The organism is Pseudomonas sp. 91RF (assembly GCF_003576265.1).
GTDB classification, from domain to species: Bacteria; Pseudomonadota; Gammaproteobacteria; order Pseudomonadales; family Pseudomonadaceae; genus Aquipseudomonas; species Aquipseudomonas kribbensis.
In genome coordinates this window covers 1-21318 of the sequence record NZ_QWFC01000034.1, presented here as the reverse complement: position 1 = coordinate 21318, position 21318 = coordinate 1, and the positions used below count along the sequence as shown (strand labels likewise).

Genomic DNA, 21318 nt, shown 5'->3' with positions numbered 1-21318 from the left:
GCTTAGATCGCGCTGGCCACCGGGGCAGGGCGACGGGATACCAGGCTCACCACCACGAAACTCACCAGGCCGACGGCCAGGCTGTAGTAGATCGGGGTGTTGGCGTCCAGACCGTCCTTGACCATGAACAGCAGGGCGGTGGCGAAGCCCAGGCCCATGCTGGCGATGGCGCCGGCGGTGGTGGCGCGTTTCCAGAAGATTGCGCCGATCAGCGGGATCAGCATGCCGCCCACCAGCAGGTTGTAAGCCAGGGTCAGGGCGCTGATCACGTCGTTGACCACCAATGCGATGCACAGCACCACGACACCGGTCAGCAGGGTGAACAGGCGGTTCACGCCCAGGCTCGACTGTTTGCCGCCACGCAGTTTCGGCAGCAGGTCTTCGGTCAGGGTGGTGGCGGCGGCGAGCAGGCCGGCGCTGGCGGTGGACATCATTGCGGCCAGGGCAGCAGCGATCACCAGGCCACGGATGCCGTCCGGCAGCGACAGTTTGACGATGGCGGCGAAGGCGTTGTTGACGTTATCCAGATCCGGGATCAGTACGTGCGCTGCCATGCCGATCAGGGCGCAGGCCAGACCGTAGAGGATGCAGTAGATGCCCGCGAAGCTGCCGGCGTACTGAGCCACTTTTTCATTCTTGACGGTGAACACCCGTTGCCAGATGTCCTGACCGATCAGGATGCCGAAGAAGTAGATCATGAAGTAGGTGATGATCGTGTCCCAGCCGATGGTGGTGAAGTTGAACGCCGCCGCCGGCAGCTTCAGCACCAGTTCGTCCCAGCCACCGACTTTGTACAGGCAGATTGGCAACAGGATGAACATCAGGCCCACGGTCTTGATGATGAACTGGACGATGTCGGTCAGGGTCAGCGACCACATGCCGCCGATGGCCGAGTACACCACCACCACGCCACCGCCGAGCAGTACCGAGACCCAGAACGGCAGGCCGAACAGCACTTGCAGTACGGTGCCGATGGCGAGGATCGAGGTCACGCCGATCATCAGCGCGTAGGCCAGCATGATTGCCGCGCTCGCCGAGCGGGCCATCGGGTTGTAGCGTTTTTCCAGGACCTGGGTAACGGTGTAGATCTTCAGTTTCAGCAGCGGCTTGGCCAGGAACAGGTTCAGCGCCACGATGCCGCAACCCAGTGCCGCGCACAGCCAGAAACCGGAGATGCCGTGCACGTAGCCCAGACGCACGGTGCCGACGGTGGACGCACCACCCAGAACGGTCGCGGCCATGGTGCCCATGTACAGGCTCGGGCCGAGGTTACGCCCGGCGACGAGGAAGTCCTCGTTGGTCTTGGCTTTGCGCATGCCGAAATAGCCGAGCAAAAGCATGCCGGCCGCGTAGATGAGGACGACGAATAAATCCAAAGCCATGATGGCGTGTCTCCGATTGTCTTTTTTATGGTGAAGCTGGAATCAGTTTTCCCTTGTGGGAGCGAGCCTGCTCCGGGCGGCGATCCGACGATAGCGATTTTTCAGTCACATCGATGTTGGATGTGCTGCCGTCATCGCGAGCAGGCTCGCTCCCACAGGGGGATGGTGTCAGGCCGGCTGACGCATTTCAGATTTTGCTGCCGTGGCAGCACCTTTGCTCCGTGGATCCTTCGGCCCGTAGACCAGCGCCGGTTCCGGGAACAGGCTCAGCAGCATCAGGTACATCACCGAGGCCAGGCCCAGGGTCACCAACAGGCTGATGTCGATACCGCCGGCCAGTTCACCCAGCGGGCCGACGAACTGCCCCGGCAGGTTGACGAAGCACAGGCCGACCGCCGCGCTCGGGATCCATGCACCCAGGCCGCGCCAGTTCCAGCCGTGGCTGAACCAGTAGCGTCCGCCTTGCTCCCCGCGAGTGAACACTTGCAGGTCGTCCGGGCAGTAGAAGCCGCGACGCACCACCAGGCCGATGATCATGATCACCATCCATGGCGTGGTGCAGGTGATGATCAGCACGGCGAAGGTCGACACGCTCTGCACCAGGTTCGCCGCGAAGCGCCCGATGAAGATGAAGGCTATCGACAGCACGCCGATCAGCAGCGTCGCCTTGACCCGTGACAGCAGACGCGGGAACACACTGGACATGTCCAGCCCGGTGCCATACAGCGAAGTGGTGCCGGTGGACATGCCGCCGATCACCGCAATCAGGCACACCGGCAGGAAGAACCAGCTCGGCGACACCGCCAGCAGACCGCCGACGTAGTTGTTGGCCGCGATGTAGTCCGGTGCCTGGATCGCTACGATGGTGGCGGTGGTCAGGCCGAACAGGAACGGAATGAAGGTGGCGATCTGCGAGAAAATCACCGCCGCCATGATCCGCTTGCGCGATGTTTCACGCGGGATGTAGCGGGCCCAGTCGCCGAGGAACGCGCCGAAGGAAATCGGGTTGCTCATGGCCACCAGCGCGGCGCCGATGAACGCGGCCCAAAAGCCCGGCTGGCCGAGGCTGACCGTACCGGCGTAGTTCGAATCGAAAGGACCGGCGAAAGCGAAGATACCCAGCAGAAACAGCAGGCTCGCGCTCCACACCGCGACCTTGTTCACCCACAGCAGGAAGCGGAAGCCGTAGATGCACACGGTCAGCACCAGCACCGCGAACAGACCGTAGGCCAGGCCCAGGGTCAGGTCGGTTTCCGGCAGGCCGATCAGGCGTTTCGCACCACCAATCAGCGCATCCCCCGAACTCCACACCGAGAGCGAGAAGAAGGCGATGGCGGTCAACAGCGACAGGAACGAACCGACGATCCGCCCGTGCACGCCGAAGTGCGCACCGGACGACACGGCATTGTTGGTGCCGTTGAGCGGGCCGAACAGGCCCATCGGTGCGAGGATCAGCGAGCCGAGCAGCACGCCCGAGACAATCGCCCAGACGCCCGCCTGAAAGGACAGGCCGAACAGCACCGGGAAACTGCCGAGCACGGCGGTGGCAAAGGTATTCGCGCCGCCAAAGATCATGCGGAACAAGTCCACGGGACCGGCGGTGCGTTCGTTGTCCGGGATCTGTTCGACCCCGTGGGTTTCAATCTGCGTAAGGCTTTGGTCTTTGTTGTTGTTATTCATGATCTGCTCCGATCATAAAGGCGCGCTCATCGTGCGTGAGCGTCACCTGTCTTGGCTAAGGGGGTGGCAGCCCTTCCGGCATTGCGGACAAATGTTCGTGGCAGGCCAGCCAATGGCCTTGTTGTTCTAGGCTCGACGTTTGTTTTTTGAAAACAATCGTCTCGCGCTCCTGGCTGAAGTGTTGCTCCCCTTGCATGCGCAGCTCGGTGGCCACGTCATGGATGAAAATCGCCACGTCACCCTGCAGGCTGACGAAGGCGTTGCTCGACGTGCACGACAGCACCTCGAAGCCATCCTCGGCGCGCCAGCTGTCCCACAAGGCCTGATAGGCATCGCGCGAAAGCAGGGGCTGTTCGAGGGTGTAGAACACGAAGCTCGCATCGGCGCTGAACGCGCCGAAGTAGGCTTCGCGATCGTTGCGGGCGAAGGCGGACACCAGATCGGCGGCCGCTTTCAGAACCTGATCACGTTCGTTCATGACCCGACCCTCAGCGGTGGACCACGCCCGGCAGTACGCAGAGCATTTCGTACAGCAGGTTGGCGGCCAGCAGCGAGGTGTTGCCGGTGGTGTCATAAGCGGGCGAGACTTCTACCAGATCGCAGCCGATCAGGTCGAGGCCCTGGCAGCCGCGAACGATTTCAATCGCCTGAATGGTCGTCAGACCACCGATTTCCGGGGTTCCGGTGCCCGGTGCCCAGGCCGGGTCGATGCCGTCGATGTCGAAGCTCAGGTACACCGGGCCGCCACCGACTTTCTCGCGCACTTCGGCCATCAGCGGTTCCAGCGACTTGTGCCAGCACTCTTCGGCTTGAACAACGCGGAAGCCCTGATCGCGGCTCCAGTTGAAGTCGTCAGCGGTGTAACCCTGCGCACGCAGACCAATCTGCACCACGCGGTCGCAGTCCAGAAGGCCTTCTTCGACGGCGCGACGGAAGGTCGTGCCGTGGGCGATCTTCTCGCCGAACATGTGATCGTTGACGTCAGCGTGAGCGTCGATGTGCACCAGACCGACCTTGCCGTGCTTTTTATGGATGGCACGCAGGATCGGCAGGGTGATGGTGTGGTCGCCACCCAGGGTCATCGGGATCACGTTGTGCTCGAGGATGTTGTCGTAGGCTTCTTCGATGATGCGCACGGCGTCGAGCAGGTTGAAGGTGTTGATTGCCACGTCACCGATGTCGGCAACCGACAGCGAGTCGAACGGCGCGGCGCCGGTGGCCATGTTGTACGGGCGGATCATCACCGATTCGGTGCGGATGTCGCGAGGCCCGAAGCGTGTGCCGGGGCGCAGCGAAGTACCGATGTCCAGTGGCACGCCAACGAAGGCAGCGTCCAGGCCGGCAGCGGTCGGTACATGGGGGAGTCGGAGCATGGTGGCGATGCCGCCGAAGCGCGGCATTTCGTTGCCGCCCAGTGGTTGGTGAAGAATCTTGTCCACGGGTAGGGCCTCATCGTCTTTGTTTTATTTATGTCGGCGCGCCGTTCAGCACAGGTTCGGACGCCGCTGTGGGGCCGATTCTGCGAAATGTAGTGAGATGGAAGAATCGCTACGAACAAAAACTTAGTTCAGAATTTTCTAAACTAATGGGAAGGCGCGGGATAGACTTGTCAGCCCATACCCGACGGCGTGACTGATGCAGTTTCTGTGGGAGCGAGCCTGCTCGCGATGACGGCGGCTCAGTCAACATTGGAGTTGATTGTGCTGCCGCTATCGCGAGCAGGCTCGCTCCCACAATGATCTTCATCGTCTTCAACCGTGTGGGTTATCCCAAGATCGGAGACCTCGATGGCCAACGCTTTACCCGACCTGAAACTTTTGCGCATCTTCGTCAGCGTCGTGCGGCATCAGGGGTTTGCCAATGCGCAGCAGGAACTCAACCTGTCGACCTCGGCGATCAGCACCTACATGAGCCAGCTCGAAGCCGCGCTCGGTCTGGTGCTGTGCCATCGCGGGCGCGGTGGTTTCAGCCTGACCAGCAAGGGCGAGCTGTTCCATCAGGAAACCTTGCGCCTGCTCGCCGAGCTCGAAGGTTTCGAGCAATACGCCGCCGCGCTCAAGGGCGAACTGCGCGGCACGCTCAATCTGGGGGTGATCGACTCCACGGTCAGCGACAAGGCCTTGCCGTTCGCCGAAGCCATCGGCGCCTACAGCCAGGAACACCCGGCGGTGCATTTGCATCTGTCGGTGATGAGTCCCTACGAATTGCAACTCGGCGTGCAGGACAACCGCCTCGATCTGGCCATCGGTGCGTTTTCCACGCGCATGAGCGGTCTGGTGTACATGCCGCTGTACCGCGAACAGCACTGGCTGTATTGCAGCAGCCGTCACCCGTTATTCAACGAACGGCGGATTCCCGAACAGGTCATCACCCAGCAACGCATGGTCGGGCGCGGCTACTGGAGCCAGGCGGAACTGGCGCGCCATGGCTTCAAACACAGCGCCGCTACCGTGGAAAGTATGGAGGCGCAGCTGATTCTGGTGCTGTCCGGCGCCTACATCGGTTACCTGCCGGAGCACTACGCCCAGGCCTGGGCCGACAAGGGCGACCTGCGGGTTCTGTTGCCGGCGACCTTCGGTTATCAGGCGCCGTTTTCCATGATCATGCGCCGGGGCCGCAGCCGCGAGCCGCTGATCCAGACTTTCCGCGATCTGCTCAAAGCGCAGCTCAATCAGGCCTGAGAACATGTCCAGACCCCAATGCCCGCGCTGCCTGCGCCCACAAACCCATTGCCTGTGCCCGCTGATCCCCAGCCTCGACAGCCGCACCCGGGTGTTGCTGCTGCAGCACCCGAGTGAGGTTAGTCACGCGCTCAACACCGCACGGCTGGCAGCACTCGGTTTGAACAATGCCGAACTGATCGTCGGCGAGGTGTTCGAGGATCTCCCCGCGCTGTTGAATCGGCCGGGCTATCAGGCGCGATTGTTGTTCCCGGCGGACGATGCGCAGCCGATGCAGGCTTACACCGCGTCCGATGAACCGCTGTTGCTGGTGGTGCCGGACGGCACGTGGCGCAAGGCGCGCAAGATGTTGCACCTCAATCCCTTGCTGGCGGCGTTGCCTCGGGTGACTTTGGCGGAGGGTGGTGTTTCCCGGTATCGATTGCGCAAGGCACCGGGGCCGGGGGCGTTGTCGACCATCGAGGCGATTGTTCAGGCGTTGCAAACGCTGGAAGCACCGGTCTCTTTCGATCCGTTGCTCAAACCGTTCGAGGCGTTGATCGAAGGGCAGATTGCGGCGATGGGGGAGGAGACTTTCCAGAAGAATCACGGAGGCTGATCGTTCCCACTGCGTGGGAACGAGTGCGACTACCGCTCGCGCATCGCTTCGGTCCGGGCCTTAAGCACCGGTTTTAGCAGGTAATCCAGCACACTTTTCTCCCCGGTAATGATGTCCACCGTCGCCACCATCCCCGGAATGATCAGCAACGGCTTCACATCCCCGCCCAAATGGTTTTTGTCGGTACGCACCTGGATCAGGTAGAAGCTGTTGCCCTTGTCGTCGGTGATGGTGTCGGCACCGATCAGCTCAAGTTTGGCGCTCAGCCCACCGTAGATCGTGTAGTCGTAGGCACTGAACTTGACCATGGCTTTCTGTCCGGGGTGCAGGAACGCCACGTCCTGCGGACGCACCTTGGCTTCGATCAGCAGGTTGTCTTCCAGCGGCACGATTTCCACCATGTCGCTGCCCGGCTGGACCACGCCGCCGATGGTGTTGACCTTCAATTGCTTGATCACCCCGTGTACCGGCGAAGTCACGGTGGTGCGGCTGACGCGGTCGTCGATGGCGATGCTCGATGCGGTGATTTTCGACAGGTCGGTGCGTTTCTGGTTGAGGTCCTTGGCCGCGTCGGAGCGGAAGGTCTGTTCCGATTCGTCGATCTTGCTCTTGATCTCGTTGATTGCCGATTCGGCCCGGGGAATCGCCAGCGTCGTGGCGTTCAATGAACCGCGAATTTCCACCGCGCTGCGTTTGAGCCGCAGGATCTCCACCGGCGACACCGCCCCGGTGCCCACCAGCGGAGATGACATGTTCATCTCTTGCTGCAACAGCGCTAGGCTGGAACTGTACTGACCCTGTTTGGAGCGAAACTCCGCCAGTTCCTGAGTCTTCTGCCGCAGCTGTTCGGTGAGCGTGCGTTGCTCACTGGCCAGGCGCCGCTGGCGCTGGTCGTAGAGCGCGCGTTCGTCTTCGGCCACTTGCGGTGCCTTGCTGATGATCTCGTCGGAGAGCTTCATCGGCCGACCTTCGGACTCCGCCGACAAACGCTCGACCTGAGCCATCAACGCATAGCGATCCGCCTCGCTCTCGCCCTTGTTCGACAGAAACCGCGTGTCATCCAGGCGCAGCAGGGTGTCGCCCTTGTTCACCATTTGCCCTTCACGCACGAAGATCTCGGTAACGATCCCGCCCTCAAGGTTCTGGATCACCTGGACCTTGCTCGACGGAATCGCCTTGCCTTCGCCCATGGTCACTTCTTCGAGCACCGCAAACTTGGCCCAGACCAGGGCGCTGATCAGCAGCGCCGCTGCCAGCCACACGGTGATGCGCGACCAGCGCGGCGAATCCTGCAACGACGCGCCGGCGGTTTCCGGCATGAATTCGGCTTCGGCGCTTTTGCCGAAACTGTCGAAGTAACCGCGCGATTTTGAAGAGGAGGAAGCAGACATGGGCAACTCCTAGACCGCCGCCGAGCCGACCCGGCCCTTGCGCAGTGCATCGATGACCGCTTCCTTCGGACCGTCGGCGACGATCCGGCCGTTGTCCAGCACCAGCAACCGGTCCACCAGGCTCAACATCGAGGTGCGGTGGGTGACCAGCAGCAGCGTCTTGCCCTGCACACAGCCGTGGAGCTTCTGGCGCAGGATATCTTCGCTGCTGTTGTCCATGGCGCTGGTGGGTTCGTCGAGCAACATGATCGGCGGATCGAGCAACAGCGCCCGGGCCAGCAGGACTGCCTGGCGCTGACCGCCGGAGAGCAATTGCCCACGCTCGCCCACCGGCCGGTCGAAGCCTTGCGGATGCTGGCGGGCCAGTTCGGTGACGCCGGTCAGTTCGGCCACTTCGAGCATCCGCGAATCGCTGACGTAACGGGCGCCGAGCGTGAGGTTGTCGCGCAGACTGCCGGCCAGCAGCGGCAGGTCGTGGGCGACATAACCGATCTGCTGACGCAGGTCCGCGACGTCCAGTTGCCGCAGGTCGAGGCCGTCGAGCAGCAACTGGCCTTCTTCCGGTTCGTAGAAACCCATCACCAGCCGCGCCAGGGTGCTTTTGCCGGAACCGCTACGGCCGATGATGCCGATGCGTTCGCCGGGTTTGAGGCTGAAACTGATATTGCTCAGGGCCGGTGCATTCTGGCCGTTGTAATGGAAGGTCACACCGCTGACGTCCAGCGCGCCTTGCAGTTGCGTGCGCTCCAGCGGTCGCTGTTTGCCGTCGCGCTCCTGAGGCAGGGCCATCAGCGCGTCGGTACTTTTCATGGTCAGTTGCGCTTGCTGGTAACGGGTGATCAGCCCGGCGATCTGGCCCAGTGGTGCGAGCACGCGGCTGCCAAGCATGTAGCTGGCTACCAGCGCGCCGACGCTGAGGTTGCCGGCGATGATGCTGTAGACCCCGGCGACGATGGTCGCCATCCCCGAGAACTGCTGGATGAACAGCGTGCCGTTGGTGGCCAGTGCCGAGAGGTTGCGCGCGTGGCTGTCGAGGCGGGTGAGGGCACCGTGGGTGCTTTCCCATTTGTGCTGGCGCTCGCTTTCGGCGCTGCATGCCTTGAGGGTTTCCAGGCCGCCGAGGGTTTCAATCAGCAATGCCTGACGCTCGGCACCGAGACTCAGGCTTTTTTGCACGGTGTCCCGCAGGCGCACTTGAATGATCATCGCGAACATGATCGTGATCGGAAACGCCAGCAGCGGGATCACCACCAGCCAGCCACCGAGCAGGCCGATCACCAACAGCATCAGCACCACGAAGGGCAGGTCGATCAGGCTGGTCAAGGTCACGGCGGTGAGAAATTCCCGCAGTCCCTGAAAGTCGTGAATGCTCTGGGCGAAGCCGCCGATGGTCGCCGGCCGGGCCTTCATCGCCATGCCGGTGATGCGTTCGAATAAAGTCGCGGAAAGGATCACGTCGGTCTTCTTGCCGGCGGTGTCCAGCAGGTGCGCGCGCACCACCCGCAGCACCAGTTCGAAACCGGTGCCGATCAGCAACCCGATGGCCAGCACCCACAGGGTCGACGTGGCCTGGTTCGGCACCACGCGGTCGTAGGTCTGCATGACAAACAGCGGCACCATCAGGCCGAGCAGGTTGATCAGGAAACTGGCGAGGATCGCATCGCTATAGAGCCATTTCGACAGCTTCAGGGTGTCGCGAAACCACGCCTGGACCCTTGGCACCAACGGTGAACGCAGGTCTTCCAGCTCATGCCGGGGCCGGGCGAACAGGGCCTGGCCGCTGTAGTGCTCAGCGAGTTCTTCGCGGCTGACCCATTGCTCGCCGCCGTCGGCTTCACTGGGCAGGATCAGGGCCTTGCCGTCCTCGGCAAAACGCCGCAGCACCGCCGTGCGGCCATTGCCCAGCAGCAACAGCACCGGCAGGTTGAGCGGGGAGATGTCCTTGAGGTCGCGGCGCAGCAGCCGCGCCTGCAAACCGGCCCGGGCTGCGGCGCGGGGCAGCAGGTCCAGGCTCAGGCGTTGTTTGTCCAGGGGCAGCCCGGCACTCAGGCTGGCGCGACTGACCGTCGCGCCATGCAGTTTGCAGAGGATCAACAGACCGTCGAGTAACGGATCATCGAAGCTCAGACGCGGATCGATCCCGGAAACACCGGGTTCCATGCTGGTCATATTGATCGCTCCCTGGCTACATCATCGGGACTACTTCAGTTCGGGCAAGCGCGCCTCGTTCTTCACTTCGGCAGCGGCAATCGCGTCGGCCGGCAGCACCACCCGTTGCTTGCTCAGCAACTGACCCATGTTCGCCAGCACGCGGTACATCGAAAACTCCTCGGTGTAGCGGATTTCGGTGTAGCGGCGGTTGGCGTTGTACAGCTCGTTTTCACTGTCGAGCAGGTCGAGCAGGGTGCGTTGGCCGAGGCCGAACTGATCCTGATACGCGGCGCGTACACGCTTGGTGGTCTCGGCGTATTCGCGGGCGGTCGGGGTCTGTTTCTTGGCGTTGACCATGGCGTTCCAGGCCAGGTGAATGTTCTCGTTGAGCTGGCGCAGGGCGTTGTTGCGGATGTCCATGGCCTGGTTGATCTGGTGCGCATCGGAGGCCAGCCGCGCCTTGTCACTGCCGCCGCGGAACAGGTTGTAGTTCATCACCACGCCGACCCGCCATTCGTTGTCGTGGCCCTCGTCACCCTGCACGTTGTTGTTGGCGCCGACCGCCGCTTCGGCATCGAAGCGTGGATAGAACGGCGACTTGGCGACTTCGTACTGGCTCTCGGCCGATTGCACGTCGGCCTGGGCGGATTTCAGATACGGGTTGTTTTCGACCATGCTCTGCTGGGCTTCGGGCAGCGTGGCGGGTAGTTCGCCACGGGTCGAGGCTGGCGCTTCCAGCTCATCGGGCATGCGTCCGACCACGGCGTAGAAGTTCGATTCGGCGTCCGCCAGATCGACCTCGGCGGTGTCGAGGTTGTTCTGCGCCAGCGCCTTACGGGCCACCGACTGGTCGGAGTCGGCGGTGCTGCCGATGCCGCGTTGGGTGCGCAGGCCGATCTGGTCGTTGACCCGCAGGTGCGCCTGCAGGTTGTTCCTGGCCAGGGTCACCAGTTCGCGGCGCTTGAGCACTTCGAGGTAGACCTCGATGGTGCGCAGGGCCAGATCCTGAGCGGTGCCTTGCGCGTAATACGCGCGCGAATTGGAGACGCCCTTGGTGCGCTCGACTTCGTTGGCGGTGTTGAAACCGTCGAACAGCATCTGCCGCAGACGCAACTCGGACTGGGTGTAGTTGAGGATTTCGGTGTGGTGGTTACCGAGGGCCCGGGTGTTGGTGTTATCGCTGTAGCCGCGCCCGTAAGCGGCGTTCAGATCCACCGACGGATAGAAGCCACCCTTGGCAACTTTCACCTGTTCATCGGCCGACAGTTTGGCGTCTACGCGCGAAGCCAGTTCCGGGTGGGTCGCGATGGTGCTTTGTATCGCTTCGGTGAGGTTCATGGCCTGAGTCTGGGAAGTGCAAGCCATGGCCAGCAAAACCGCACTGCAGAGGGGGGTTAGAACGCGCATGGGTGCATCTCCCTGAGTCCTGATGGTATTCCGCTGTCGCCAATTTATTGACGATATTTTTAGTGTTTAGCGTCTCATCGCTGTTACAACAGAGCTAAGAACATCCTGAAGCGTAGCTAAGAAAAATTTTTCATATGGCTTATGCCAAAAAAAACTTATGCGCTTCGTCGAATCCGGCACATTGTTCCATTCGAAAGCCTTTGTTTTATGTGCTTTAGGGAGTGCATGAAGGCTTGAGGAAAGTTCCACTCACTTTGCGACATACGGGCGAAGTACTGCTAAAGGGGAGGGACGCGTAGCGGCAAATGAGCGACAGTTTTTTGTCACTCGGGTGATTCACCACCGTTACGTAGCGCTAGTGGGCGTGCTGCATCGATCAGGGATTCCAAGTGCCTGAGGGCGCTGGAGTTTCTGAACTTGCACAACCTGCGAAACGAACTGTCGAGGTGCGAGCGTCGCCCCGACAACCCGCTTGAGCCATGGGCTGCTTCGCGAACCAGTGCCGACGGTGGTCGGCAGCGGAGGAAATGCACATGGCAACGCTCATCGGGACCGTCACCAAAGTCATTGGTCAGGTTTTCGCTCAAGCCGCTGACGGAAGTCGGCGTGCAGTGGTCGAAGGCGATCGGCTGTTTACGGGGGATCAATTGATCACCGGTGCGGAAGGGGCGGTCGCCGTCCATCTGCAAAACGGCCAGGAACTGACCCTGGGTCGCGACAGCAGCCTGACCCTGACCGGACAATTGCTGGCCAACCACGCGCCCCATGTGGATGCCCCGGAAGCACTGACCCCGAGCGATGCGCAACTCACCGACGTGGCACAGATCCAGAAAGCCATCGCCGCCGGTGAAGACCCGACGAAATCCGCTGAAGCCACTGCGGCAGGCCCCGATGCCCCCGGCGATGCCAATGGCGGAAAGGGCGGCGGCCACAGTTTCGTGCTGCTGACCGAAGTAGGTGGCCGGGTCGATCCGGTCATCGGTTTTCCCACGGCCGGTTTCGGTGGCATTCCCGAGTTTCCGCAAGAACGCCACAACGCAGTCATCGACAACGGCGACAACACACCGGCGCCGGTCATCCCGCCACCGGTCAACAACCTGGTCACCCTCACAGGCCTCGACGTACCCGGGGGCGAACTGACGCTCAACGAAGCCAATCTGCCGGACGGTTCCGCCGCCAATCCCGGGGCGCTGACCCAGGCCGGCAGCTTCAGCATCTCGGCGCCCGATGGTCTGACAAGCCTGAGCATCGGCGGCATCAACGTGATCGTCGGCGGCGTGCCGGTCGGTTTCCCGCAATCGATCACCACACAACTGGGCAATACCCTGACCATCACCGGTTACAACCCGGCGAACGGTACGGTCAGCTACAGCTACACCCTCAACGGCAACGACGCCCATCCTGCGGGTGACGGTGCCAACAGCCTCAGCGAACATTTCACGGTGATTGCCGGTGACAGCAATGGCGACACGGCGACCGGCTCGCTGGACGTGAACATCACCGATGATGTGCCCAAAGCGGTGGATGACAGCAACACCGGCACCGCTTCGGAAACCAGCCTGAGCCTGACCGGTAACGTGCTGACCAACGACCTCCAGGGCGCTGACCGCATACCCGTCGGCCCCAACAGCGGCCCGGTAGTAGCCGGTACATTCACCGGGACTTACGGCACGCTGGTGCTGAACGCCAACGGCACTTACACCTACACGCTCAACACCAGCGACGCGGATTTCAAGGCGTTGCATGGCGGCGGCAACGGGACAGAAACCTTTACCTACACCCTGCGCGATTCCGATGGTGACACCAGTACTGCAAACCTCGTTCTGCAGATCCACAACAACGACGATCCGGTGATCATCAACGGCCTCGACGTTAACGGCGGTGAGCTGACGGTTTTCGAGAAAAACCTGAGCACCGGCAGTGCGCCTGATACAACGGCCCTGACTCAAAGCGGCACGTTCACCATCACTGCTTTGGATGGCGTGACCACGCTGACGGTGGGCGGCATCGCGGTCGTCACCAACGGTGTGGCCGCCGGATTCCCGCAATCGGTCACGACGCCGCTGGGCAGTACGCTGACCATCACCGGTTTCAACGCCACGACCGGCGTCGTCAGCTACAGCTACACCCTCGACCACAACGACGCACACCCAACCGCCAACGGCGCCAACACCCTGAGCGAGCAGTTCGCCGTCACTGTGGTGGATGACAACGGCACCACGGCCAACGCATCGCTGGATGTAAACATCGTCGACGACCTGCCAAAAGCCGTAAACGACACCAACGCCGGCACCGCTTCGGAAACCAACCTGACGCTGACCGGTAACGTTTTGACCAACGACGTGCAGGGCGCTGACCGTGTGCCGACCGGCCCGGTCACCGCCGGAACCTTCACCGGGACCTACGGCACGCTGGTACTGAATGCCGATGGCTCTTACACCTACACCGTCAACCCTAACGACGCGGACTTCAAAGCTCTGCACGGTGGCGGCAACGGCACGGAAACTTTCACCTACACCATCACCGACTCGGACGGCGATACCAGTACTGCGAACCTCGTGCTGCAAATTCACAACAACGACGATCCGATAATCATCAGCGGTCTCGACGTCAACGGCGGCGAGCTGACGGTCTTCGAGAAAAACCTGAGCACCGGTAGCGCCCCGGATGCTACCGCGCTGACTCAAAGCGGAACCTTCACCATCACTGCTCTGGACGGCGTCACCACGCTGACGGTGGGCGGCATCGCCGTCGTCACCAATGGTGTAGCCGCAGGCTTCCCTCAATCCATCACGACTCCGCTGGGCAGTACGCTGACCATCACCGGGTTCAATGCCACGACCGGTGTCGTCAGCTACAGCTACACCCTCGACCACAATGACGCGCACCCAACTGCCGGCGGCGCGAACACGCTGAGCGAGCAGTTCGCCGTCACTGTGGTGGATGACAACGGCACCACAGCCAACGCATCGCTGGACGTAAACATCGTCGACGACCTGCCAAAAGCCGTAAACGACACCAACACCAGCACCGCTTCGGAAACCAACCTGACGCTGACCGGCAACGTGCTGACCAACGACGTGCAGGGTGCTGACCGTGTGCCGACCGGCCCGGTCACCGCCGGAACCTTCACCGGGACCTACGGCACGCTGGTACTGAATGCCGATGGCTCTTACACCTACACCGTCAACCCTAACGACGCCGACTTCAAGAACCTGCACGGCGGCGGCAACGGGACTGAGACTTTCACCTACACCATCACCGACTCGGACGGCGACACCAGCACCGCGAACCTTGTGCTGCAAATTCACAACAACGACGATCCGGTAATCATCAGCGGTCTCGACGTCAACGGCGGCGAGCTGACAGTCTTCGAGAAAAACCTCAGCACCGGCAGTGCGCCGGATGCTACCGCGCTGACTCAAAGCGGCACCTTCACCATCACTGCTTTGGACGGCGTCACCACGCTGACGGTGGGCGGCATCGCGGTCGTCACCAACGGTGTCGCCGCAGGCTTCCCTCAATCCATCACGACTCCGCTGGGCAGTACGCTGACCATCACCGGGTTCAATGCCACGACCGGTGTCGTCAGCTACAGCTACACCCTCGACCACAATGACGCGCACCCAACTGCCGGCGGCGCGAACACGCTGAGCGAGCAGTTCGCCGTCACTGTGGTGGATGACAACGGCACCACAGCCAACGCATCGCTGGACGTAAACATCGTCGACGACCTGCCAAAAGCCGTAAACGACACCAACACCAGCACCGCTTCGGAAACCAACTTGAGCCTGACCGGCAACGTGCTGAGCAACGACGTGCAAGGCGCCGACCGCGTCCCGACCGGCCCGGTCACCGCCGGAACCTTCACCGGAACTTACGGCACCCTGGTGCTGAGTGCCGATGGCTCTTACACCTACACCGTCAACCCTAACGACGCCGACTTCAAGAATCTGCATGGCGGCGGCAACGGCACCGAAACTTTCACCTACACCATCACCGATTCGGACGGTGACACCAGTACTGCGAATCTGGTTTTGCAGATCCACAACAATGACGATCCGGTAACCATCAGCGGCCTGGATGTGAACGGTGGTGAACTCACCGTTTTCGAGAAAAACCTCAGCACCGGCAGTGCGCCGGATGCTACCGCGCTGACTCAAAGCGGCACCTTCACCATCACTGCTTTGGACGGTGTGACTACGCTGACTGTCGGCGGCATCGCCGTCGTCACCAACGGTGTAGCCGCAGGCTTCCCGCAATCGGTGACCACGCCGTTGGGCAGCACACTGACCATCACCGGGTTCAATGCCGCCACCGGCGTTGTCAGTTACAGCTACACCCTCGATCACAACGACGCGCATCCAACGGCCAATGGCGCCAACTCTCTGAGCGAGCAATTCGCCGTTACCGTGGTGGATGACAACGGCACCACGGCCAACGCATCGCTGGATGTGAACATCGTCGACGACCTGCCAAAAGCCGTGGACGACAGCAACGCCGGTACCGCCTCGGAAACCAATCTCACGCTGACCGGGAACGTGCTGACCAACGACGTGCAAGGTGCCGACCGTGTGCCGACCGGCCCGGTCACCGCCGGAACCTTCACCGGGACTTACGGCACTCTGGTGCTGAATGCCGATGGTTCCTACACCTACACCGTCAACCCTAACGACGCCGACTTCAAGAACCTGCACGGCGGTGGTAACGGCACTGAAACCTTCACCTACACCATCACCGATTCCGACGGTGACACCAGCACCGCGAACCTGGTTCTGCAAATCCACAACAACGACGATCCGGTGATCATCAACGGCCTCGATGTGAATGGCGGTGAACTGACTGTCTTCGAGAAAAACCTCAGCACCGGTAGTGCGCCGGATGCTTCGGCTTTGACTCAGAGCGGTACGTTCACCATCACTGCGCTGGACGGTGTGACCACGCTGACTGTCGGCGGTATCGCGGTCGTCACCAATGGTGTAGCCGCCGGTTTCCCGCAATCAGTGACCACGCCGCTGGGCAGCACACTGACCATCACCGGATTCAATTCCTCCACCGGCGTTGTCAGTTACAGCTACACCCTCGATCACAACGATGCGCACCCAACCGCCAATGGCGCGAACACACTGAGTGAGCAATTCGCTGTCACCGTCGTCGATGACAACGGCACGACCGCCAATGCCAGCCTCGATGTCAACATCGTCGATGACTTGCCAAAAGGAGTGGACGACAGCAACGCCGGTACCGCTTCGGAAACCAATCTGACCCTGACCGGGAACGTGCTGACCAACGACGTACAAGGCGCCGACCGGGTGCCAACAGGGCCGAACGCTGGCCCGATTACTGCCGGTACTTTTACGGGTACTTACGGCACGCTGGTGTTGAATGCCAACGGCACTTACACCTACACCGTCAACCCTAACGACGCCGACTTCAAAGCCCTGCACGGCGGCGGTAATGGCACTGAAACTTTCACCTACACCATCACCGATTCGGACGGCGACACCAGCACCGCGAACCTCGTGCTGCAGATCCACAACAACGACGATCCGGTGATCATCAATGGCCTCGACGTCAACGGCGGCGAGCTGACGGTTTTCGAGAAAAACCTCAGCACCGGCAGCGCGCCTGATGCCACGGCCCTGACCCAAAGCGGCACCTTCACCATCACTGCTTTGGACGGTGTGACCACGCTGACCGTGGGCGGCATCGCCGTTGTCACTAACGGTGTAGCCGCCGGTTTCCCGCAATCGGTGACCACGCCGCTGGGCAGCACGCTGACCATCACCGGGTTCAACGCCACGACCGGCGTCGTCAGCTACAGCTACACCCTGGTCCACAACGATGCACACCCAACCGCCAATGGCGCGAACACACTGAGTGAGCAATTCGCTGTGACGGTGGTGGATGACAATGGCACCACGGCCAATGCTTCGCTGGATGTAAACATCGTCGACGACCTGCCAAAAGCCGTAAACGACACCAACGCCGGAACCGCCTCGGAAACCAACCTCACGCTGACCGGCAACGTCCTGACCAACGACGTGCAAGGCGCCGACCGCGTTCCGACCGGCCCCAACGCCGGCCCGATCACCGCCGGTACCTTCACCGGGACTTACGGCACGCTGGTGCTCAACGCTAATGGCACTTACACCTACACGCTAAACACCAACGATGCCGACTTCAAAGCCCTGCACGGCGGTGGCAACGGCACCGAAACCTTCACCTACACCATCACCGATTCCGACGGCGACACCAGCACCGCGAACCTCGTGCTGCAGATCCACAACAACGATGATCCGGTAATTCTCAGCGGCCTCGACGTCAACGGCGGCGAACTCACCGTCTACGAGAAAAACCTCGGCAACGGCACAGCGCCGGATGCCACCGCCCTGACCCAGAGCGGTACCTTCACCGTCACCGCCCTCGATGGTCTGCAAACCCTCACCGTCGGCGGTATCGCGGTAGTCACCAACGGCATCGCCGCAGGCTTCCCGCAATCGGTCATCACGCCGCTGGGCAGCACGCTGACGGTCACCGGTTTTAACGCCGCTACCGGTGTCGTGAGTTACAGCTACACCCTGGTGCATAACGACGCGCACCCGACCGGCAACGGCGCCAACAGCATCACCGAGAACTTCAACGTGGTGGCCACCGACGGCGACGGCAGCACAGCGTCCGGGCAGATCAACGTCAACATCGTCGATGACCTGCCGACCGCCAAGGCCGACACCGGCTCGGTGGTGGAGGGCGGCACGGTCAACATCAGCGTGCTGGGCAACGACGTCACCGGTGCCGATGGCCCGGCAGCAGGTGGTGCAGTGGTGGGCGTAAGGGCCGGCAGCGACACGTCGACCTCGGCCATCGGCGGCCTCAACAGCAACATCAACGGCACCTACGGCTACCTGACTCTGGATGCGGCGGGCAACGCGGTCTATCACAGCAACCCGAACTCGGTGAGCCCGCCGGGCGCCACCGACACGTTCACCTACACCATCCGCGACAGTGACGGCGACGAAAGCACCACCACCATCACCGTCAACGTCGCCGACAGCAAACTCGTGGCGTCGGTGGATCAGGACGTGACCGTCTACGAAAAAGCCCTCGACCTGACCAAGGACGGGCAAGACCTGGCCCCCGGCACGGTCATCGGCAGCGACCCGACCAACACCGGCGAAACCGCCACCGGTACCCTGGTCGGCGCGGTCACCGGCGGCAGCGGCGCGATCACCTACACCCTGGTCGGCAGCGCCACCGGCACCTACGGGCAGATCCAGCTCAACGCCGACGGCACGTACACCTACACGCTGACCTCGGCGCCGAAAACCACGCCGAACGCCAACGACGGCGCGAACACGCTAAGCGAAAGCTTCACCTACAAAGCCACCGATGCGCTGGGCAACAGCACCACCAGCACCATCGTGGTCAACATCGTCGACGACGTGCCAAAAGCGGTGGCCTCGGATCGGTCGGTGGCGGCGGTGGAGATCGACTCCAACATCCTGATCGTGCTCGATATCTCCGGCAGTATGGCCGACGCGTCCGGCGTGCCGGGCCTGTCGCGGCTGGACCTGGCCAAGCAGGCGATCAGTGCCTTGCTCGACAAGTACGATGATCTGGGCGATGTAAAAGTGCAGCTCGTCACCTTCAGCAGCAACGCCACCGACCGCACGTCGGTGTGGGTCGATGTGGCGACCGCCAAGACCCTGCTCGCCGGCCTCAGCGCCGGTGGCGGCACCAACTACGATGCGGCCGTGGCGACCATGCAGACCGCGTTCAACACCTCGGGCAAGCTGACCGGGGCGCAGAACGTCGGCTACTTCTTCTCCGACGGCAAACCCACCACCGGCCAGGAAATCGGCACCGCCGACGAGACCGCGCTCAAGGCCTTCCTTGATGCCAACAACATCAAGAACTATGCGATCGGCCTGGGCAACGGTGTCAGCAACGCCAACCTCGATCCACTGGCTTACGACGGCATCAGCCACACCAACACCAATGCCGTGGTGGTCACCGATCTCAATCAACTGAACTCGGTGCTGTCCGGCACCGTGGAAGGCGCGCCGGTCACCGGTTCGTTGCTCGGCGATGGCGGGACGTTCGGCGCCGATGGCGGTTTCATCAAGTCCATCGTGGTCGACGGCACCACTTACACCTACGACCCGAAAGCCAACGGCGGCCAAGGTTCGCTCACTGCCAGCGGCGGCACCAACCACGGCACCTTCAACACGGTGAACAACACCCTGAGCATCGCCACCAACAACAGCGGTACGCTGGTGGTCAACCTCGATACCGGCGACTACAGCTATACCTCGCAGAAAACCACCACCACGGTGATCACCGAGAACATCGGCTTCACCCTCAGCGACAACGATGGCGACCTCGCCAGCTCCACGCTGACGGTGAAAGTGATCCCCAACTCGCCACCAGTGGCAGTGGACGACCACATCATCACCAACGTGCTGTCGAGCAACGTTGTGGTGCCGGGCGAGTTGCTGCTGGCCAACGACACCGATCCGGATGGCGATACCCTCAGCGCTTCGCCCACCACCTTCAACACCGGTTGGGCCGCCAAGGGCGCGGACTTCACCGGCAGTGGCGCGATCAGTTTCACCGGCACCACCAACACCAGCGCCAACCAGAACCTGGCCGATGTGCGCAGTTCCTTCGCAGCCAACACTGCAGCCATGACGGCGGTGCTGGTGGTCAGCGGTTACCTCGGCGCGGTGACTACCGCCAATGCCAACGACGAAGACCTGATCACCGTCAAACTGAAACAGGGCGAGACCCTCAACCTCGATCACAACCTGGCGGCCGGGCACATCACCATGGAGTATTCGGTGAACGGCGGGGCGTTCGTCAGCATCGCCGATGGCGGCACCATCACCGCCAGTGCCGATGGCACGTATCAGATCCACATAACCAACATCACCAACACCAGCGGCAGCAACACCAACGCTGCGGAAAACTACCAGCTGACCATGACGGTCAACTACGCCGGGGCCCACGATGTCACTCCGGACTTCCACGGCACCTACACCGCCAACGACAACCACGGCGGCAGCGACACCGCCAACGTGACCATCAGCTATCAGGACGGCCACACGCTCACCGGGACTTCCGGCGACGACGTGCTGGTGGCGGGCAGCGGCGACAACATCCTAAACGGCGGCGACGGCAACGATGTACTCACCGCAGGCTCCGGCAACAACGAACTGCACGGCGGCGCCGGCAATGACTTGCTCTACAGCGGCCCGGGCAACGACATCCTCGATGGCGGCATCGGTATCGACACCGTGAGCTACGCCCATGCCACCGCCGGGGTGACGGTCAACCTGAGCCTGCTCGGTGCGCAGAACACCATCGGCGCGGGCATCGACACCATCAGCAACGTCGAAAACCTCGTCGGCTCGAACTTCAACGACACCCTGACCGGCGACAACAATAACAACGTGATCAACGGCGGTCTGGGTAACGACATCCTCAACGGCGGCGGCGGTGACGACCTGCTGATCGGCGGCATGGGCAACAACACCCTGACCGGCGGGCCGGGGGCCGACACCTTCCAGTGGCTCAAGGGCAACAGCGGCCACGACACCGTCACCGACTTCACCCCCGGCACCGACAAGCTCGACCTGTCGCAACTGCTGCAAGGTGAAAACGGCACCGCAGCGTCACTGGATGACTACCTGCACTTCACCGTCACCGGCAGCGGCGCTTCGGTGGTCACCACCATCGATGTCAGCGCCATGGCCGGCGCCACGCCGACTCAGACCATTGACCTGGCAGGCGTAAACCTCGCCAGCCACTACGGCGTGACACCGGGGGCGGGCGGGGTGATTGCCGGCGGGCATGACACGGCGACGATCATCAATGGGATGTTGAATGATCATTCGTTGAAGGTGGATACGGTTTAAACCGGGAGCTGAAACGACAAAACCCGCCGCCCCGAGTGATCGGGGTGGCGGGTTTTTTATGCCTGGTGAAACTGTGGCGAGGGAGCTTGCTCCCGCTGGGTTGCGAAGCAG

10 protein-coding genes are annotated in these 21318 nt (G+C 62.1%); 3 read left to right on the top strand and 7 right to left on the bottom strand.

The features are described 5' to 3' along the window. Window positions 1–2: 2 nt before the first annotated feature. The 4 genes from DXT77_RS18445 to speB all read right to left on the bottom strand — a co-directional run bounded on the left by DXT77_RS18445 (window position 3) and on the right by speB (window position 4501). Complete coding sequence (locus tag DXT77_RS18445) at window positions 3–1382, bottom strand: sodium:solute symporter (protein WP_119428692.1); 1380 nt, start codon at window positions 1380–1382, stop codon at window positions 3–5. Between the two features lie 168 nt (window positions 1383–1550). Next, on the bottom strand, window positions 1551–3062 hold the full coding sequence (locus DXT77_RS18440) for a cytosine permease (RefSeq protein ID WP_119428691.1): 1512 nt from the start codon (window positions 3060–3062) through the stop codon (window positions 1551–1553). A 55-nt stretch (window positions 3063–3117) separates the two neighbouring features. Continuing rightward, window positions 3118–3540: a nuclear transport factor 2 family protein gene (locus tag DXT77_RS18435; RefSeq protein ID WP_085710361.1), complete on the bottom strand. Its 423-nt coding sequence runs from the start codon at window positions 3538–3540 to the stop codon at window positions 3118–3120. Between the two features lie 10 nt (window positions 3541–3550). Further along, complete coding sequence (gene speB / locus DXT77_RS18430; RefSeq protein WP_007956591.1) at window positions 3551–4501, bottom strand: agmatinase; 951 nt, start codon at window positions 4499–4501, stop codon at window positions 3551–3553. Between the two features lie 348 nt (window positions 4502–4849). On the opposite strand from speB, the gene DXT77_RS18425 reads away from it, so the two are divergent. Next, window positions 4850–5743 carry a LysR family transcriptional regulator gene (locus DXT77_RS18425; protein WP_007956593.1) on the top strand — a complete coding sequence of 298 codons (894 nt, stop codon included), beginning with the start codon at window positions 4850–4852 and terminating at the stop codon, window positions 5741–5743. Window positions 5744–5747: 4 nt separating this feature from the next. Continuing rightward, window positions 5748–6341 carry a tRNA-uridine aminocarboxypropyltransferase gene (locus DXT77_RS18420; RefSeq protein WP_119428690.1) on the top strand — a complete coding sequence of 198 codons (594 nt, stop codon included), beginning with the start codon at window positions 5748–5750 and terminating at the stop codon, window positions 6339–6341. A 29-nt stretch (window positions 6342–6370) separates the two neighbouring features. Here the strand turns inward: DXT77_RS18420 and DXT77_RS18415 are convergent, their stop codons facing one another. From DXT77_RS18415 to DXT77_RS18405, 3 genes are read right to left on the bottom strand one after another with little or no spacing between them, the layout of a single operon-like run. After that, window positions 6371–7732 carry an HlyD family type I secretion periplasmic adaptor subunit gene (locus DXT77_RS18415; protein WP_119428689.1) on the bottom strand — a complete coding sequence of 454 codons (1362 nt, stop codon included), beginning with the start codon at window positions 7730–7732 and terminating at the stop codon, window positions 6371–6373. 9 nt (window positions 7733–7741) lie between these two features. Then, window positions 7742–9901: a type I secretion system permease/ATPase gene (locus DXT77_RS18410; RefSeq protein ID WP_119428688.1), complete on the bottom strand. Its 2160-nt coding sequence runs from the start codon at window positions 9899–9901 to the stop codon at window positions 7742–7744. A gap of 30 nt (window positions 9902–9931) precedes the next feature. Next, window positions 9932–11290 carry a TolC family outer membrane protein gene (locus DXT77_RS18405; protein ID WP_119428687.1) on the bottom strand — a complete coding sequence of 453 codons (1359 nt, stop codon included), beginning with the start codon at window positions 11288–11290 and terminating at the stop codon, window positions 9932–9934. Window positions 11291–11823: 533 nt separating this feature from the next. On the opposite strand from DXT77_RS18405, the gene DXT77_RS18400 reads away from it, so the two are divergent. Next, complete coding sequence (locus tag DXT77_RS18400) at window positions 11824–21207, top strand: retention module-containing protein (protein WP_119428686.1); 9384 nt, start codon at window positions 11824–11826, stop codon at window positions 21205–21207. The last annotated feature ends 111 nt before the right edge of the window (window positions 21208–21318 follow it).

Bases quoted from the DNA above. Each gene is read 5' to 3' on its own strand.
- DXT77_RS18400 (WP_119428686.1), top strand. From the start codon at position 11,824: ATGGCAACGCTCATCGGGACCGTCACCAAAGTCATTGGTCAGGTTTTC.
- DXT77_RS18420 (WP_119428690.1), top strand. From the start codon at position 5,748: ATGTCCAGACCCCAATGCCCGCGCTGCCTGCGCCCACAAACCCATTGC.
- DXT77_RS18425 (WP_007956593.1), top strand. From the start codon at position 4,850: ATGGCCAACGCTTTACCCGACCTGAAACTTTTGCGCATCTTCGTCAGC.
- DXT77_RS18405 (WP_119428687.1), bottom strand. From the start codon at position 11,290: ATGCGCGTTCTAACCCCCCTCTGCAGTGCGGTTTTGCTGGCCATGGCT.
- DXT77_RS18415 (WP_119428689.1), bottom strand. From the start codon at position 7,732: ATGTCTGCTTCCTCCTCTTCAAAATCGCGCGGTTACTTCGACAGTTTC.
- DXT77_RS18440 (WP_119428691.1), bottom strand. From the start codon at position 3,062: ATGAATAACAACAACAAAGACCAAAGCCTTACGCAGATTGAAACCCAC.
- DXT77_RS18445 (WP_119428692.1), bottom strand. From the start codon at position 1,382: ATGGCTTTGGATTTATTCGTCGTCCTCATCTACGCGGCCGGCATGCTT.
- DXT77_RS18435 (WP_085710361.1), bottom strand. From the start codon at position 3,540: ATGAACGAACGTGATCAGGTTCTGAAAGCGGCCGCCGATCTGGTGTCC.
- DXT77_RS18410 (WP_119428688.1), bottom strand. From the start codon at position 9,901: ATGACCAGCATGGAACCCGGTGTTTCCGGGATCGATCCGCGTCTGAGC.